19 protein-coding genes are annotated in these 16,810 nt (G+C 51.7%); 12 read left to right on the top strand and 7 right to left on the bottom strand.

Translation table 11 applies throughout. From position 1 onward, the window contains the following. Nucleotides 1–20: 20 nt before the first annotated feature. Nucleotides 21–839 carry an efflux RND transporter periplasmic adaptor subunit gene (locus QUD59_RS17415; RefSeq protein ID WP_286238536.1) on the top strand — a complete coding sequence of 273 codons (819 nt, stop codon included), beginning with the start codon at nucleotides 21–23 and terminating at the stop codon, nucleotides 837–839. Between the two features lie 320 nt (nucleotides 840–1,159). Then, the gene (locus tag QUD59_RS17410; protein ID WP_286238535.1) at nucleotides 1,160–1,921 is read left to right on the top strand and encodes a SapC family protein; all 762 of its coding nucleotides are present in this window, start codon (nucleotides 1,160–1,162) and stop codon (nucleotides 1,919–1,921) included. A gap of 70 nt (nucleotides 1,922–1,991) precedes the next feature. On the opposite strand, the gene gap is transcribed toward QUD59_RS17410, so the two are convergent. Then, entirely contained in the window at nucleotides 1,992–2,996 is a 1,005-nt protein-coding gene (gene gap / locus QUD59_RS17405; RefSeq protein WP_286238533.1) for a type I glyceraldehyde-3-phosphate dehydrogenase, read from the bottom strand. Between the two features lie 129 nt (nucleotides 2,997–3,125). Here gap and QUD59_RS17400 point away from each other — a divergent pair, with 129 nt between their 5' ends. The 10 genes from QUD59_RS17400 to QUD59_RS17355 all read left to right on the top strand — a co-directional run bounded on the left by QUD59_RS17400 (nucleotide 3,126) and on the right by QUD59_RS17355 (nucleotide 10,968). Beyond that, nucleotides 3,126–3,827, top strand: a complete 702-nt coding sequence (locus tag QUD59_RS17400) for a DNA-binding protein (RefSeq protein WP_286238532.1) — start codon at nucleotides 3,126–3,128, stop codon at nucleotides 3,825–3,827. A gap of 96 nt (nucleotides 3,828–3,923) precedes the next feature. Then, a complete protein-coding gene (locus QUD59_RS17395; protein ID WP_286238531.1) occupies nucleotides 3,924–4,367 on the top strand; it encodes a response regulator in 444 nt (147 codons plus the stop codon). Between the two features lie 92 nt (nucleotides 4,368–4,459). After that, complete coding sequence (locus QUD59_RS17390; protein ID WP_286238530.1) at nucleotides 4,460–5,137, top strand: response regulator; 678 nt, start codon at nucleotides 4,460–4,462, stop codon at nucleotides 5,135–5,137. Between the two features lie 33 nt (nucleotides 5,138–5,170). Further along, nucleotides 5,171–5,452, top strand: coding sequence for a hypothetical protein (locus QUD59_RS17385; RefSeq protein WP_286238529.1), 282 nt, complete (start codon nucleotides 5,171–5,173; stop codon nucleotides 5,450–5,452). A 414-nt stretch (nucleotides 5,453–5,866) separates the two neighbouring features. Next, entirely contained in the window at nucleotides 5,867–6,322 is a 456-nt protein-coding gene (locus QUD59_RS17380; RefSeq protein ID WP_286238528.1) for a hypothetical protein, read from the top strand. Between the two features lie 416 nt (nucleotides 6,323–6,738). Beyond that, entirely contained in the window at nucleotides 6,739–8,070 is a 1,332-nt protein-coding gene (locus QUD59_RS17375) for a dihydroorotase (protein WP_286238527.1), read from the top strand. A gap of 32 nt (nucleotides 8,071–8,102) precedes the next feature. After that, complete coding sequence (locus tag QUD59_RS17370; RefSeq protein WP_286238526.1) at nucleotides 8,103–8,663, top strand: LbetaH domain-containing protein; 561 nt, start codon at nucleotides 8,103–8,105, stop codon at nucleotides 8,661–8,663. Between the two features lie 289 nt (nucleotides 8,664–8,952). Next, nucleotides 8,953–9,360: a LexA family protein gene (locus QUD59_RS17365; RefSeq protein ID WP_286238525.1), complete on the top strand. Its 408-nt coding sequence runs from the start codon at nucleotides 8,953–8,955 to the stop codon at nucleotides 9,358–9,360. Then, a complete protein-coding gene (locus QUD59_RS17360; RefSeq protein ID WP_286238523.1) occupies nucleotides 9,360–10,622 on the top strand; it encodes a Y-family DNA polymerase in 1,263 nt (420 codons plus the stop codon). The genes QUD59_RS17365 and QUD59_RS17360 overlap by 1 nt, the downstream gene beginning before the upstream one ends. Nucleotides 10,623–10,767: 145 nt before the next feature. Continuing rightward, nucleotides 10,768–10,968, top strand: a complete 201-nt coding sequence (locus QUD59_RS17355) for a hypothetical protein (RefSeq protein ID WP_286238521.1) — start codon at nucleotides 10,768–10,770, stop codon at nucleotides 10,966–10,968. Nucleotides 10,969–11,183: 215 nt separating this feature from the next. Here QUD59_RS17355 and QUD59_RS17350 read toward each other — a convergent pair whose 3' ends face one another. From QUD59_RS17350 to QUD59_RS17325, 6 genes are all read right to left on the bottom strand, one after another. Beyond that, nucleotides 11,184–11,810 carry a trimeric intracellular cation channel family protein gene (locus tag QUD59_RS17350; protein WP_286238519.1) on the bottom strand — a complete coding sequence of 209 codons (627 nt, stop codon included), beginning with the start codon at nucleotides 11,808–11,810 and terminating at the stop codon, nucleotides 11,184–11,186. Nucleotides 11,811–11,963: 153 nt separating this feature from the next. After that, entirely contained in the window at nucleotides 11,964–12,719 is a 756-nt protein-coding gene (locus tag QUD59_RS17345; RefSeq protein WP_286238518.1) for an SDR family NAD(P)-dependent oxidoreductase, read from the bottom strand. Between the two features lie 31 nt (nucleotides 12,720–12,750). Beyond that, nucleotides 12,751–13,563 (bottom strand): ABC transporter permease, encoded by an 813-nt coding sequence (locus tag QUD59_RS17340; RefSeq protein WP_286238517.1) that lies wholly within the window; start codon nucleotides 13,561–13,563, stop codon nucleotides 12,751–12,753. An 11-nt stretch (nucleotides 13,564–13,574) separates the two neighbouring features. Continuing rightward, complete coding sequence (locus QUD59_RS17335) at nucleotides 13,575–14,426, bottom strand: ABC transporter permease (RefSeq protein ID WP_286238516.1); 852 nt, start codon at nucleotides 14,424–14,426, stop codon at nucleotides 13,575–13,577. 20 nt (nucleotides 14,427–14,446) lie between these two features. Next, a complete protein-coding gene (locus QUD59_RS17330; RefSeq protein ID WP_286238515.1) occupies nucleotides 14,447–15,607 on the bottom strand; it encodes an ABC transporter substrate-binding protein in 1,161 nt (386 codons plus the stop codon). A 12-nt stretch (nucleotides 15,608–15,619) separates the two neighbouring features. Next, a complete protein-coding gene (locus tag QUD59_RS17325) occupies nucleotides 15,620–16,750 on the bottom strand; it encodes an ABC transporter ATP-binding protein (RefSeq protein WP_286238514.1) in 1,131 nt (376 codons plus the stop codon). Between the last annotated feature and the right edge of the window lie 60 nt (nucleotides 16,751–16,810).

The following is a 16,810-nucleotide window of genomic DNA, read 5'->3' as shown; positions in this document are numbered from 1 at the left end:
ACCGTTACAGGACCGTGATCATGCATACAGCACTCAGGATTTTTATTATCGTCGCGGGCTTCTCAGCTACGCTATCCCCGGCACAGGATACCCCGCCATTGGCAGGCTTTGACTGCCTGATCAAGCCGCACTCCCTGGCAGACGTCAGTACACGCGAGCAAGGGGTAATCCGCTCACTTCTGGTAGACCGGGGAGACCTGATTAAGCAGGGGCAGGAGATTGCGCATCTGGATGCTGATATTGAGGAGGTGACCGTCAAACTGGCCAGAGCGCGCGCTGATATGAAAGCAGAGGTGTCTGAAAAGCGGGAAGATCTCCGTTTTGCCAACCGTGAACTGTCGAGAATCAGAGAGCTGCATGAGCGACGGGCCATATCATCCCAGTTACTGGACGAAGCCCGCACCGCCTCAGCCAAAGCACAGCTGCAGCTTCAGCAGGCCTTACACCGGCAGCAGGTGGCAGAGATCGAACTGGACAGAGCCAGCCGGTTATATGAAAGACGGATTATTCGCAGCCCGATTAACGGTATTGTCGTAGACCGGAAAATATCACTGGGTGAGTCCGTTGATAATCGTCCCATCTTGCAGGTTGCGGAGGTAGACCCCCTGAATGTGGAGCTGATTGTGCCGGTAGATTATTTCGGCCAGATTAAGGTAGCCATGAACGCCAACGTACTCCCCGAGTACCCGGGTGCGACCACACACTCTGCGACGGTCGCAGTAGTGGACAGAATTGTAGATCCCGCCAGTGATACATTTGGCGTCCGCCTTGAGATGAGCAACCCGGGGCTGGCTATTCCCAGTGGAGTGAGGTGCCAGATCAACTTTACAAATAACTAATGTAAATGGTTAATATAATTACTTAACCTACTGATTATATGAATAATAATCAAAGGGTGTCCTTATAATTAAAATCCAGTATGCCATAGCATAATGTTCATAAAAAAAGCATAAACAACTGTTTTAATTTTTGCTCGCGGCACCGAATCTTCAACTATAGTTACCTAGGGTCAGGCAGGGAGAATCCTGAATTTTCCTGGACTAAAAGGCGCACCCGGAGGTCATTTGCTATCGACGGAAAGGGGCGCAGAGCAGTCTGAATGAATCAATTTCGCATCCCTGTTTTGTCAGTCCAATGCATAAATCACGGAGGGAATGTCGTGAGTAAGCAATTGTTGTTCTATACGAATGCAGTACCCGTCTCCAGCAGCAAACACAGGGATTGGTCTGTGAAAGTGGGTAGCAATTATGAGTACGCCAGATCAACAAACTCTGTTCCTTTAATGGCAGTAGAGTTTCCGAACGCCGCACAGGAATACCCGGTTGTTTTTGCTCAGACAGATGATGCGGTACTGCCTGTAGCGATACTGGGTGTGTCAGACGAACGGAATATGTTTGTTGATGAGGAGGGGCACTGGAAGGCTAAATATATACCCGCCTTTGTGCGTCGTTATCCTTTTGTATTCTCAACCACGGATGACGGAAGCACATTAATGCTCTGCATTGATGAAAGCTTTGAAGGGTTTAACCAGGAGGGTGTGGGGGAGCGCCTGTTCGACGCCGAAGGGGAGAGAACTCAATACCTGAAGAGTGTTCTTTCATTTGTTGAGGAGTACCAGGCACACTTTAAAAGAACGCAGGCGTTCACAAAAAGACTGAAGGAACTGGACCTCTTCGAGCCTATGCAGGCGAAGGTGGCACTTGAGACAGGGAAGCAGATGTCACTCACCGGCTTTTTAGGAATCAACCGCGGCAAACTTAATACGCTGCCGGGCGACACACTGTCAGAACTGGCCAAAAGCGGTGAGCTGGAGATGATCTACATTCACCTGCAGTCAATGAAAAACTTCTCAGTGATGATCGATCTGGCCACTGAGAAGCAGACTGAGCCAGCCGTCACTGAGGAAACGGTAGAGGCGTAGTAAAGCAGAAGGCTAATCTGACAGTCATTTCAGGGCTGCCAGATTAGCCGATCTAACCCCTCTTAAAGACTTACAGCGTGGCAATGTAGCTTGCTGTATCCAGCATTCGGTTAGAAAACCCCCACTCGTTGTCATACCAGGCGAAGACTTTGATCAGCCTGTCGCTGCAGATGGTCTGGGTCGCATCAAAGATACATGACTCGGTATGATGGTTAAAATCTACCGAGACCAGCGGCTTATCGTTGTAGCCTATGATGCCGCTGAACTCTTCATGACTGGCCTTCAGAAGCCGTGCGTTAATCTCTTCAGCACTGCACTGACGGTGCGGGATAAAACTCAGATCTACCAGTGATACATTCGCCGTAGGCACCCTGACCGCCATCCCCGAGAGCTTGCCATTCAGCTCAGGCAGAACCAGTCCCACCGCTTTAGCCGCGCCGGTTCGGGTTGGAATCATCGATGTGGCCGCCGCTCTGGCGCGATACAGGTCGCCACTAAAGGCATCAGTCAGGTGCTGATCATTGGTATAAGCGTGGATGGTTGTCATTACGCCGCTTTCAATACCGAACGTATCATTTAGTACCTTCGCCATGGGGGCAAGGCAGTTGGTGGTACAGGAAGCATTAGAGATAATCCGGTGTTCGGGTTTAAGGGTGTGGTGATTAACACCGAAAACCACCGTGACATCTGCATCGGTACCCGGCGCTGAGATCAGCACCCGTTTTGCACCTGCCTTAAGGTGCTCTTCCGCAGCGTCGCGGCTGGTATAGCGGCCGGTGCACTCAAACACCAGATCGATATTCAGCTCACGCCAGGGCAGGGCGGAGGCCTCTTTTTCATGGAATACATCAATCTCATCATCAGCCACCCTCAGTGAGTGATCTGTGGCCCGCACCGCATGCCTGAATTTACCGTGCACACTGTCGTACTCAGTCAGATGAGCATTAACCTGTGGATCGCACAGATCATTAATGGCAACAATCTTCAGATCCTTGTGGTTGGTTGACTCATAAAGGGCGCGCAGAACGTTGCGGCCAATCCTGCCATAACCATTTATCGCTATACGCATAGTCATACATCGCTCTCCTTGTGGTCTCTTTTGATAGCTTAGCTCATAACTTAGTGATTTAGCTTGGTTTAATGAGTTGCAATGTATGGGCATTAAAATACAATATGTATCATACAGTACATATTGGATACTAATATGCCAGCCAAAAACAGCACTCAGGAACAAGCTAAGGCCGTCGCTGATCAGCTTTTGAAGGAGGGTGTTCGCCCGACCCAGCAGAATGTCAGGGAGCGCATGGGTAGCGGCTCTATTACCACCATCAATAAGGCGCTGAATAGCTGGTGGCAGGAGCTTGGTGAGCGGATGAAAGCCAACAGCTCTCACCCAATGATTCCGGATCCTGTTGCTGAGTCAGCGGCTAAGCTCTGGCATCAGGCGCTGGGTTATGCGGAGCACGCATTCGAAGAGCGCAAACAGGAGCTTGAGAGAGAGTTCAGGCGGAAGCTTAAAGCACAAGGGCAGGAGAGCCATGAGACTCAGCAGGAGCTGAAGGATCTGCGCGGTCAGTGCATTCAGTTGCTTAAAGATAATGATCAAATCAGCAATGAAAAGCGGGAATTGCACCTGAAACTGGCAGAGTGTGAAAGCCGGCTGATTGGCGAGCAGGCAGCAAAAGAAGCTATGGCTCGAGAGCTGAAACAGGCGAGTCTGATGTCTGCGGGCAGCCAGAACCTTGATGATTATATTGAGCTGCAGGTTACTGCGCGCACGCTCAGGGAAGAAAATAAACGACTGAATAAGCAGATCGATATTTTGATCAATGATAAATCGGGCCTTCAACAGGAAGTGCTTCGGCTGCAGCAGGAAAATGCCGTATTAAAGGCGCAACAATCATAATGCACTGCAGCAGCAGGAATGGTACCCTTGAAGGCGCTGTGCCGAGCTGAAAACCCTACAAGGGAAACGTTTAATTTTGACAGGTAACCGGCTGAAATGGATATTGTTTTAAGTGAAACTGCGGATCGTGCGGAAATCATTGCTGCACTGCATCAGTGTACTCCTGAAGATGCGGTCTGCTGTACCACCGAGGCATTGTTCCTTAAGGCAAAAGCGCTGCTCATCGAAGAGAAGCGAAAAAATGTCACAATTCAGCTGCTGGACGAGGATGGTTATGCCATTCGCCAGGTGTCCAGTAAGCCAAAAACAGTCCCTAAAGATCAGTTAAGCGGCCGTCAGATCGCCGTTATCCGGGCATTGGAAAAGGTTCTGAAGCACTGCCGGCAGGAAGGAATTCAGTTAGTCGGATACAGTGATGAGCTGGTCGCCATTCCGGCACATGTTCCCATGGAAGAGATTTCCAGTGCGGGAGCGCTGGATGTGAACTGCCATGATGTTTATAAAGGCGCGGATGCCATTGCACCTGAATCTGCCCTTTAAATTACTTCAGAATAGCCAGCTAACTGATTGATCCATAAAAATATTAACAGCACACTTAAACCTGTTTGTGCGCATATCGAATAGGCCCTGAAATGAGCTTTACCAGCCCCATTAAAATTCTTCTTGTTGATGATCATCCGTTAGTCAGGGCTGGATTCCAGCGTCTGCTGATTGCTGATGACAGTATTGAGATCGTTGGTGAAGCGGATAATGGTCAATCGGCTTGCGACATGTATGCTACACATCAGCCGGACGTGGTCATCATGGACCTTAATATGCCCTCGGATGCGAACACGGAAGAAGTCAGCCAGAACCTCAATGGCGGGCTTGAAGCGATCCGGAGGATTATTTCCCATGATCCTGAGGCCAGGGTGCTGGTATTAACTGCGATGGAGATTGATCCTTTCCCGGCGCATGTGGTGAGCGCGGGCGCCAAAGGGTTTCTGACCAAGCGCTGTGCCCCTGATGAGCTGCTGGAAGCGGTTAAAGCGATCTATGCGGGTGAGGAGTATATTACCGAAGAGATTCGCTCCAGAATCAGCGGGGAGGGCGCAGGTGAGTCTGCTTCACTGGCCAGCCTTACCAGGCGAGAGCTGCAGATTTTCTCTTTTCTGGCTGAAGGGCGAACGGTATCTCAGGTTGCTGAAGAGATGTTTCTCAGCCCGAAAACGGTCCATGCGCACCGTACCAATATCTTCCGTAAGCTAAAAATCAGCAATAATTCCGAACTCGTTCACCTCGCAATTCGTCACAATATCGTCCAAGCTTAAGCTGTTAGTTTCTCTCATCACGAGGGTCTGCGTATGACTGTGCTGGATTACACCGAACTGCACCTTGAAACTGAACTGCTCTGGAATGAGATCTCTGTCGGCGACAGCGTCATGCTGGATGCCGATCTTTACGAATCCAACACCTTTAAACTCCACAAATACCAGCTTTACGAAGTGGTTGCCAAGCTCCACAGTATGGCGCCTGAAGCATCGTTTCTGGTGGTTGAATCTGATATCACCGGCGAGCTGATCAACCTGCATCCGGCATTGCTTTGCAGCTACCAGTCCGCTGCAACACCTGTATCCCGCGCGTAAAAAAACGCCAGCTTTCGTCACTGGCTGGCATTCGCAAAACACCTCCGATACTCATCATCTGATCATGTAGTGCATCCTCGTTAGGCCCATAGTCAGCCCCGGTATTTTGCTCTTATGCAGCAAATTACCGGGCGCTAACACGGAGCTTTTTTACACTTCAGCAGAGCTTTGCCATCACTAAGAAGTAAGCAATCGCATAGGCTAATGACCCTGAATAGCCTGAAATATGCAATTACGTATAATATATATTATGTTAAATGCGATATTTTGTTTCATTATGAACAAACCCCATTCATACAGCAGTATTTTGAGCATACTTCAAACGGACATTAGCCGCCTAAAAACAGCTAAATTCCCTGTCCCCTCACTGAGGCGGATAACACAATCGAAAAATGCACAGGGATGCTGTTTACCATGAAAAACTTTCACTCAAAGAAATCTGCACTAGCGAAGCGAATCAAGTTAAGCGATGGATACCGCACTGCTATTGTCTTTGAAAATGACCTCGTAGAGATCTGCGGATTTAGTAAATCACACGCAAACAAGATCATTAACAAAAAACAAAAGCTATCAGATGCACATAAGGAGCTGCTGCAGCTTAAACTACTTGGAAAGATACCGGGATGGCCACCGGGATGGTATGTGATAGATGGGGAAATCAGCTGCCCCAATGGATACCTGGTTAACAGCATCCAAATGGAAAACTTCAGTTTCTTCATGTCGATCATGGGAGACATACACAGAGATCTGAACAGACTCCAAGAGGAAAACCAAAAGCTAAGGAAAGAGCTTAAAAACAGTTCCGAGATCCGAGTCTATACAAATAACAGCACAAAAGCAGAACGAACAATCCGTTTAGTTAAAAAGTAGATTCTGAAAACACATGCCAAATTCCGGTTATGTAGTTTCTTCCCCCCGTATTACTAAACGGGGGGAGTATTTCCGTGCACCACCCTGCCCTCAGTGCCACTGACAGTCCCCAAACCCGCATTGCATGAACCTGTAAATAACAAGCCCTTCGGGTTGTTATTGCCGCTAGATGCCAAGAGGCAGTTCAGGCCCCTGAAGCAGTCATCACAACACTAACGATAGTTTTATCCTGCGTTTTCGTTGCGTTGGACGTTAATCCTCTAACACGGCGCAGCGCGGCGCATCAAAGTCTTTGTATTGCCCCTCCCGCCTCCACTCTGTTGTTGATCTTTCGCATGATCCGAGCTTTAGATTGTTAATGTTATAGTATAACATTTATCGCGTTATCTGATTGAATTTAAAGGGAGCCAGTGCCGATGAAAGCCACCTTGATTAAAAATGCCACTCTGTTTAATGAAGGTAAGGCGTTTGTTGCTGACTTGCGTATAGCAGGAGAACGTATTGAACAAATCGCCCGGGATATTCCTGCGAAAGCGGATGACAAGGTGATAGATGCGCAGGGGTTGTTGTTGATGCCCGGGATGATTGATGATCAGGTTCATTTCCGTGAACCCGGGCTGACCCACAAAGGCACCATCGCCAGTGAGTCGCGGGCTGCGGTTGCCGGCGGTATTACCAGCTTTATGGAGATGCCTAACGTCAGCCCTGCAACCACCACCCTTGAAGCGTTAGAGCATAAATATCAGTTGGCGGCGCAACATTCGCGGGCTAACTATTCCTTTTATTTAGGCGCCACTGAAAATAATCTGGACGAGATAAAACGCCTCGATCTGTCCCGTCACTGTGGCGTTAAGGTGTTTATGGGCGCATCGACCGGTGATCTGCTCGTTGAAGCGCCTCATGCCCTTGATGCGATTTTCCGTGAAAGTCCGGCCCTTATCGTAACCCACTGCGAAAGCGGCCCGGTTATGCAACGTAACCTTGATAAATACCTCAAAGCAGGCATTCAGCCGGGCATTCAGGATCATCCCAAAATTCGTTCTGCAGAAGCCTGCTATGCCTCTTCATCCTATGCCGTAGATCTGGCAAAAAAATACAACAGCAGGCTGCATGTACTGCATATCACTACGCAACGGGAATTAAGCCTGTTCGCGCCGGGCCCTGTCGCTAATAAGCGGATCACTGCAGAAGCATGCGTGCATCACCTGTGGTTCAGTGATGAAGATTACCCGGACCGGGGCAATCTGATTAAGTGTAACCCGGCCATTAAGTCCTCCGCTGATCGTGCGGCTCTGTTTGAAGCGCTGCATTCCGGCCAGATAGATATTATTGCCACCGATCATGCGCCGCATACCTGGCAGGAAAAGCAGGCAGAATACAGTAAAGCGCCCGCTGGTTTGCCGCTGGTAGAGCATGCGTTACTCAGTTTGCTGGATCATGCACATAACCAGAAAATATCGGTTGCACAGATCGTAGAGAAAACAGCCCATAACCCCGCTATCCGATATGGAATTATTGATCGGGGGTACCTGCGTGAAGGGTATTTTGCTGACCTTGTGTTGGTTGATCCTTTGGCCGGCACCCCGGTCAGTCACCAGAATTGTCATTATCACTGCGGCTGGACCCCGTTTGACGGGCACCGTTTTTCTTCAAAAATTCTATCCACTTGGGTGAATGGCGCTCTGGTGTTCGATGGTCAGCAAACCACGTCCCCTATCAACGCCATGGCGTTATCTTTCGAGAATTAACCTTCAAATCTAATGATGCAGGATCAGCCACTATGTTAAGAAAAAATCCTTCCGGCATAAGCCCTGAAGTATCCGAAAAAGCGTTTATCGACCCGACAGCGATCATCTGTGGTCGGGTGATTATTGAAGAGAATGTATTTGTTGGCCCCTATGCGGTTATCCGTGCTGATGAGGTTGATGAGAATGGCATGCTGGAACCGATAATCATTCGCCGTGATTCTAATATTCAGGATGGTGTGGTGATTCATTCAAAGTCAGGTGCTGCGGTGACCATCGGAGAGCGTACATCCATTGCTCACCGATCAATCATTCATGGTCCCTGTGAAGTCGGTGATGATGTCTTCATCGGCTTTAACAGTGTGGTATTTCGCGCTCAGGTGAATGATGGCTGCGTCATTCGTCATAACTGCGTGGTGGATGGCATGGACCTGCCGGCACAGATGCATGTTCCGCCGATGACCAACATCGGCCCTGATTTTGATCTCAACCAGATTGAGCAAGTTCCACCAGACTATTCCTCGTTTTCTGAGTCGGTTGTTGCTGCCAATCACTGGCTGGTTGAAGGCTATAAAAAGCTCGCGAATGAGCTGTAACTGAAGCCATCGCCCCGTTCCTACCCCGTGATGGAGCAATCCCCGTGGGGCCTGTCCGTAAGCTCTGAGCCCTGCCCGGTTCCCCGGGCCTTTTAAACACGCGTAACCTGTTTTCTGGCGGCATATCCTGCCGCGCTCTTTCCTCTGCCTGATCGCCTGCCCGGCCTGCTGCCCTCAAAGGGCGAGTGAGGCGCTTGCCCTTCATTCAGTTTATGACGTTCTCTGCATTGCTTTAGCCGTGCTTTGCGATAAAATAACTGTATATGTATACAGTATAGTGTTGTTGGTTATGTTGAAGTTCATTCCTCTTAAAGCGCAGGCGGGGATCAGTGGTTTTGAATCACCCGCTGCGGAGTACACGCAATTAAACCTGACCCTTGATCAGATTCTGATTGATCATCCTGCTGCGACCTATCTTGGGTTTGTGGAGGGAGAATCGATGATCGGGGTAGGCATATTCCCCCACGACCTGCTGGTCGTCTCCAGAGCTGAGACGGTGAAATCCGGCGACATTATTGTGGCAACACTCAATGGTAATTTTGTCTGTAAGATCGCTGATATTAAAGGGAAAAAGCTTATTTCATCAGCGCCGGGAAGCCACGCGTATCAGTTGAAGGAAGGCGATGACTTTATCGTCGAAGGCGTGGTGACCCGCTCGATCCGCCTGCACCGGCCTCTGACCCGGGGCTTAAGCTGATGTATGCCCTTTGCGATGTCAATTCGATGTACGCCAGTTGCGAGAAGGTCTTTGATCCGGCCATCCGTCAGCGCCCGGTTGTGGTTCTGACCAACAACGATGGCTGCATCTGTGCGGCCTGCGGTATCGCAAAAAAGATGGGGGTCGGCAAGAAATTTGTGCCCTATTTTCAGGTCCGCGATGAGCTGGAACAGGCCGGTGCGGTAATCCGAAGCTCCAATTATGAGCTGTATGCGGATATGTCACAGCGCTTTATGGACACCTGTACCGCCTTTGCGCCGCATAGCCATATTTACAGTATTGATGAGTGCTTCCTCTACTATGGCCATCACTATCAACCCGCTGAGGGCTGGCTGGAGCATGCGAAACAGATCCGGCGTACCGTATGGAAACATGTGCGCCTGCCTATCGGAGTCGGTATCGCCTCTACCCCTACCCTGGCGAAAGCCGCGAATCATGCCGCCAAGCGGATTCCGGGCTTTAACGGGGTTGCGGTTATCAGTGACGACAGGGTCAGAAAGCACGTGTTGTCACATATGGCAGTGACAGATGTCTGGGGCGTTGGCCGCCGGACAGGCAAGCGACTTAATGAACTCGGCATTGTCTCGGCATGGGATCTCTCCCGGGCCCCATCCGGCCTGATCCGCAAGCAGTTTAATATTCTGCTGGAGAATACGCTGCATGAGCTGAATGGCGTGGTTAAGCTCAGTTGGGATGAGGTCCGTTCACCGAAAAAGGAGATCTTCTCCACCCGTTCTTTCGGCCAGCGCGTCACTGACAGGGAGCAGCTCAGACAGGCGATTATTACCCATGTGGAGATCGCAGCCCGCAAACTACGCAAACAGCAGAGCCTGACAAAAAACATACTGGTCTTTGCGAGTAACTCCCCCCACGATGCGGTTCCCTACTATCGCCGCTCGCTGGTTCACTCTTTTCCTGCCTATACCGCGGATACCACCGTGCTGGCACACGCTGCCAGCCAGTTGCTGGCATGGATTTACCGTCCTGGGGTTCGCTTCTACAAATGCGGGGTCGGGCTGCTGAATATCAGCGCAGAAGCGAACTATCAACCAGACCTGTTTACCGGGCAGCCCGATAACCGCGCGCTGATGCAGTGTCTGGATAACATTAATGGCCGATATGGCCGGGATACAATCCATCTTGCAGGCCGGGGCATTCAGCAGCAATTTGCGATGAAACGGCAGTTTCTCTCTTCACAGTACACGACCCGCCTGAGTGATCTGCCGGTTATTCAGTGCTGAGCGGGAATAGCACAGCGGCAGGCGCTACAGCTTTTTACAGATAGGGCAAAATTAGGAATTTTTCTTATACAAGAACTGCGGTTTTAGCTGCTAATTTGAAGCAAATTCAGGATGAATACGGCAATTTGGTCAAAGCGGAAAACCAATGGAAACGAATAATAAAAAACGCTTCTCCTGCAGCGGATGCCTGGAAAGCCTGATCAGTTCAGAGATGACAGTGCAGGACTGGCAACAGGCCGGCCGCGACCTGTCCCACTGTGATTACTGCAAACAGAACCTGAAAACCAAACTCCCCGCCATGGCCGGCATGAAGCCGATTCCACTACAGGCACAGCCACGCTCCTGAGAAGAAGATTTACCGAAGAAGCACAGACTACACAATCCGGTTAAAAGCCGGGTGCTGCCACGGCGATATTCACCTGTTGTCAGGCAGACCATCCACTACACTTGCCCATTGCCTGAATGCGTTTTGCCTCAATAACATGTCGGATAAAGAATCTGAGATAAGAGTGGTAACTCAATGATTTAAAATAATTAAATTATTACCGAAAAGTGCCGGGCTTAATCCACCCGGTAACGATTAGGGAGCTTAAGCTTAAACACAATAGCCAGCGCCCGAAGGGTAAAGGCGACCAGAAAACCTCCGATCAGGTCGTAGCTGTAAGGCAGGTTCAACTGGCTTAGCAACAGGTAGGTCACGGAACCGGCCAGTGCAGTAGAGATGTAAAGTTCTTCATTCATCAGGGTCAGGTTACTGCCGCAAAGCACGTCTCGTGCGATCCCGCCAAAGCTTGCCGTCATAACGCCCATGCAGACCGCTATCAACGGCGTCACCCCGAAATTGATGCCGATCTCTGTACCGACAACGGCAAAGAGCGCCAGCCCGACGGCATCCATCCAGATCAGTGCCCGCGAGAGAGAAGCCAGCTTAGGGGCAATGAAATAGGTCGCCGCAGAAGCGATCAGGCAGATCAGAATCCAGATCGGTTCACGAATCCAGAAAACCGGAACCTTACCCAGCAGCACATCTCGCAGCGTGCCACCACCGAGGCCGGTTGCCGAGCCGATCAGCATAAAGCCGAGAATATCCATGCGCTGCCGAGCAGCATCCAGTGCGCCGGAAGCCGCGAAAACAGCCACCGCCGACAGGCCCATAATATTCACCAGCGCAGTAATATCAAACGACATAAGCATCCCATACCTAAACAAGCTGACCGCGTAAATTTGCGACGTGAACTGTATTTTAGTTGATGCGGGAGAACAACTCCCGAGGGATGAAAAGATAAAGACAGGGCAAGGAAAAGCGGGGCTTTTGGGCCCCGCGTAGCACAGACTGAGGGTTTACAGCACCTCCCCGCCATCAATCACCAGTGCCTGACCGGTCATAAACGAGGAGCGCGGCGACGCCAGATAGACGATCCCTTCGGCGATCTCCTCGGTACTGGCCCAGCGTCCCATCGGAATCTCGCTGCTGATGTAGGCTTCCAGTTGCTCTCGGCCGCCCATCTGCTGTTCAAACCCGGCATTAAACGGCGTATCGACAAAGCCCGGACAGAGCGCATTGAAGCGGACATTGTATTTAGCATAGTCCGCCGCCATCTGCTTGGTCATGGCGATCACCGCATGTTTGGTGGTGCAGTAGGCGATCATCTCCCGGTCATATTGCGCACCGGAGTTAGATGAGGTGATGATAATACTGCCACCACCCTGCTCACGCATATGCGGCACCGCCGCCTGCGCGAGTACAAAATGAGACCGGACATTCAACGCCCAGGAATCATCCATCTGCTGAGCAGATACCTGCTCCAGCGTACCCTCCACCTGAATCCCCGCATGGGAGTGGACAATATCGATCCGGCCATGATGACGGATAATATCGGCCATCAGGCTCTGAATAGCCGTATCATCGGTGGCGTCCAGCGCACGTGCATAGGCGGTGCCGCCCTGCTCACGGATCAGAGCGACCGTATGTTCAGCCAGCTCCAGGTTAATATCGGTCACGATCAGTGTCGCGCCCTCCCTGGCCAGAGCGATAGCACCCGCCTGGCCTATGCCGGAGCCCGCCCCTGTGATTAATGCGATTTGATTGTTAAGCAATTGATAACTCTCCTGTTATATCCATCCTGACTCATGCGGTTTTCTTATTATCACCCCGCAGCAGAAGCTGGGCGGCTATGAGCATGATCAGAGAAGCAGCCAGCACCATGGTGCCGATCGCGTTGATCTCCGGGGTCACGCCCCGACGGATCGATGAGAAAATATAGATCGGCAACGTGGTTTCAGAACCGGCCACAAAGAAGGCGATAATGAAATCATCGAAACTGAAGGTAAAACTGAGCAGAAAGCCCGCCAGAATGCCCGGAGCAATCAACGGCAACGTCACCTGACGCATGGTGCCCCAGGGAGTGGCATTAAGGTCGTAGGACGCTTCGATCAATGACCGGTCCATACCCTCGATACGTGCACGCACAATGATGATCACCAGTGACATGGTGAACAGCGTGTGTGCTGCGATCAGAGAACCGTACCCCATGCCCAGTTGGAAACCGCCCTCCGGTATCAGAGAAGCGAGCCATGGATTCACGAAATTGAACACGGTAACCAGCGCGATCAGGGTAGCAATACCGATCACGATGCCGGGCACCATCACCGCGATATAGATCATCGCGTCAAAGAAAATCCGCAGCCGCCCCTGCATGCCCCGGAGCGAAAGTGCCGCCATCGTGCCGAAAACCGACGACAGAATCGCCGAAATAAGCGCTGCGCTGACCGAAGTCTGCAGGGCATCCATCACAAACGGGTTGTTCAGGGCTTTGCTGTACCACTGTGTGGAAAAGCCGGTCATCTGTGTCGCATGCCGACCCGCATTAAAGCTGAAGATCACAATAATGCCGATCGGAATGTAGAGGAACAGATAGACCAGGATTGCATAAAGTCTCATAACCGGGCTCCTTACATTAATGCCACATCATCCTGACCCGCGCTGACCCGTCGGGTAAAACGCATATAGATGGTCACGGTGATTAACATGATGACAACCAGAGACACCGCCATTGCGGAGCCAAAGGCCCAGTTGCGCGATTGCAGGAACAGATCCACCAGCGCATTGCCCACAAAGAACACCTTACCGCCGCCAAGAATGGCCGGGATCAGGAACTCCCCCATCAGCAGGATAAACACCAGCATACAGCCGGTAGCAACGCCCGGAGCAGACAACGGCAAAGTAATCTGCAGGAAGGTCTTCCAGGGCGGGCAGCCCAGGTCAGACGAGGCTTCCAGTAAACGCTTATCCATCCGGTCGAGGCTGACGAAGATCGGGAAAACCATCAGCGGCAGATAGCCATAGATAATCCCTACCAGCACGGAGAACTGGGTATTGATCAGGCGGATATCATGGATACCCACCAGTTCCAGCAGCTCTGGGATACCGCGCCCGCCCATGATAAAAATCCAGGCATAGGAGCGGATAAGGATCGAGGTCCAGAACGGTACGATCACCAGTACCAGTAGCAGCGTTTTCCAGTTTCGCCCTACCCGCATAGCCAGAAAGTAGGCCAGCGGGTAAGCGATCAGCAGTGACGCCAGCGTGCCTACCGGTGCCAGAGTCAGGGTATTCTGAAACGCGGCCAGCCGGGAGGGCAGATTGGCGTATTGATCGAGGGTGAAAGCGGGGACATAGCCCCCGGCCCCTCCCCGTTCACCAAAGCTGAAGACGACGATCACCAGTAAAGGCAGCACCAGCATGGCGGCATACCAGAGTCCGGCCGGCGTCAGCAGCATCCAGTTTTTAGATTGAACAGTCATAATCTGGCTCTCTGGCAACCTCAGGCAGACTTAAAGCGTGCCAGCAACTCAGCGCGGCCCGGATCGGTGAGCGTAGCCGCCGCACTGAACTCCAGCGCATTGAGCAGCTCCGCCGCCGGATACAGGATAGGATCACTCAGCAGCGCCTCTGGCAGCATGGCGTTAACCCGGGCGTCCGAGACCGGATAACCGTGAGCCAGCACCTCTTTGCTGTTGACGTTGGGGTTAAGCAGATGGTTGATCAGGGCATAAGCCGCATCGCGGTGTTTCGCACCTTTGGGAATGGCATAGAAATCAGACCAGAGCTCTCCACCCTCTTTACCCAGTGCAAACCGGATCTCCGGCATATCGGTGTTAAGCTGTTTGCCATCACCGGTCCAGCACATGGTCAGCCAGGCATCGCCATTGCGCATCGGCGGCTGATAGTCTGAGGAGATCGCAAACAGATGCGGCTTGGCTTCGAGCAGCAGTTTCTCCGCGTCGGCAAGCTCTTTCTCATCCAGTGAGTTAAAGGAGTAGCCGAAGTATTTCAGCGCATTACCGATGGTGGTCAACTGGTAATCGTGAACCATGGTACGGCCGGAGAACTCCGCCATGGTGATATCCCAGAAATCCTTCCAGGTGGTCATAGGGCGATTGCCGGAATGCTCAGAGTTATAGGCGAAACCGGTTGTCCCCCAGTTTTTGGGAACCGCATAGAGCACACCGTCGACCATGCCTGCATCGGAGAAACGTTTGTCGAACGATGCCGGATCATAGTTTGGCAATCGGGACACATCCAGCGGCTCGATCAGACCGGCCTCAACATAAGTGGTGATGGTGTAGTTGGTGGGTACGAAAACATCCCAGCCGGAGCCTCCGGCCTGCAGTTTTGCCAGCATCTCCTCATTAGAGCCGAATACATTGACCTGCACATGGGCACCGGTCGCCGAGGTAAACTGATCAAAATTCGCCGGATCGTGGTAGTTCGGCCAGGTCGCCAGAATAACCCGGTCACCAATATCCATATCCCCCGCCATTGCACTGCCGGGGCGCACACCCAGCGCGGTACCCATCACGGCGGTCGCTACACCCAGCCCGGTCAGGCCGAGAAAGTCGCGGCGGCTGATGGAGCCATTCTGGTAACTGCGCAGATGTTTAATGAATTTTTTCTTTGAGATCGTATCCGTTACTTTAGACATTGCATCACCTTCTTATTTTTGTTCGACAATTAATGCGGCACCGGCGCGCCAGACGACATAAGCGGTCTCACCGGCAGCAAACTGCCCGAGAGACATCTCCACCTGTCTGGATGCCAGCACCAGAAACTCACCCAGCGAATCATGGCGAATGACATACTCGGTATGCTCACCCAGGAAACTACGATTCAGCACCACGCCCTGAAACAGGGTTGAATCTGCAGCCAGATCCTGTGGTGGATGTTTATGGATAGATACACTTTCCGGACGGACCGAGATCATGACCTCGCTGCCGTTTTCAGGGGGTTGGGTAAAGGAGCAGTAGGCATAGGCCCCATGCAGCTCAACTTTGGCCAGATCCCCGCGGGTATCGATCACCCGCCCCTCAAACAGATCAGATTTACCGACGAAGTCCGCCACATAGCGATTAACCGGGCGATCATAGAGCTCCTGTGGCGTACCAATCTGCTGGATCTTACCTCCCCCCATGACACAAATGCGGTCACTCATCGAGAGCGCCTCCTCCTGATCATGGGTAACCAGAATGAAGGTGATACCCAGCTCTCGTTGCAGCTTTTGCAGTTCAAACTGCATCTCGCTGCGTAACTTGGCATCAAGCGCCGCCATCGGCTCATCCAGCAACAGAATCTTGGGCTCATTCACCAGCGCGCGGGCCAGAGCAACCCGTTGCTGTTGACCACCGGACATCTCCCATATCCGGCGGTCGCCAAAATCTCCCAGACGCACTTTATCCAGTGCATCCTGTACTTTGGCGTTAATGGTTTCTTTATTCGGGCGGGGTTTTTGCTGGCGCAGGCCATAAGCGATGTTGTCGGCGACGGTCATATGCGGGAAGAGTGCGTAGTGCTGAAACACCATATTCACCGGTCGCCGGTATGCCGGGAGGTTACTGACATCGACGCCGTCCAGCATCACCTCCCCTTCACTGGGCATCTCGAACCCTGCGAGCATCCTTAATGCGGTGGTTTTACCGCAACCGGAAGGGCCGAGAAAAGAGAGAAACTCACCCTTTCGTATCTGCAGATTGAGGCAGTCGGCTGCCACGATCGAATCAAACCGCTTAGAGGTCTGGCGAAACTCCGCGATGGGACTCTCAACCGGGTTAAGCTGTTCTGTATATGTCATATTTTGGTAAATCTCCATTTTTTGTTGTTATTGGGTGGTACCACATGGATTAAATAAAAT

Source organism: Neptuniibacter halophilus (assembly GCF_030295765.1).
GTDB lineage: Bacteria > Pseudomonadota > Gammaproteobacteria > Pseudomonadales > Balneatricaceae > Neptuniibacter > Neptuniibacter halophilus.
The sequence above is the reverse complement of the archived record's forward strand: the minus strand, read 5'-3'. Positions and strand labels throughout refer to the sequence as shown.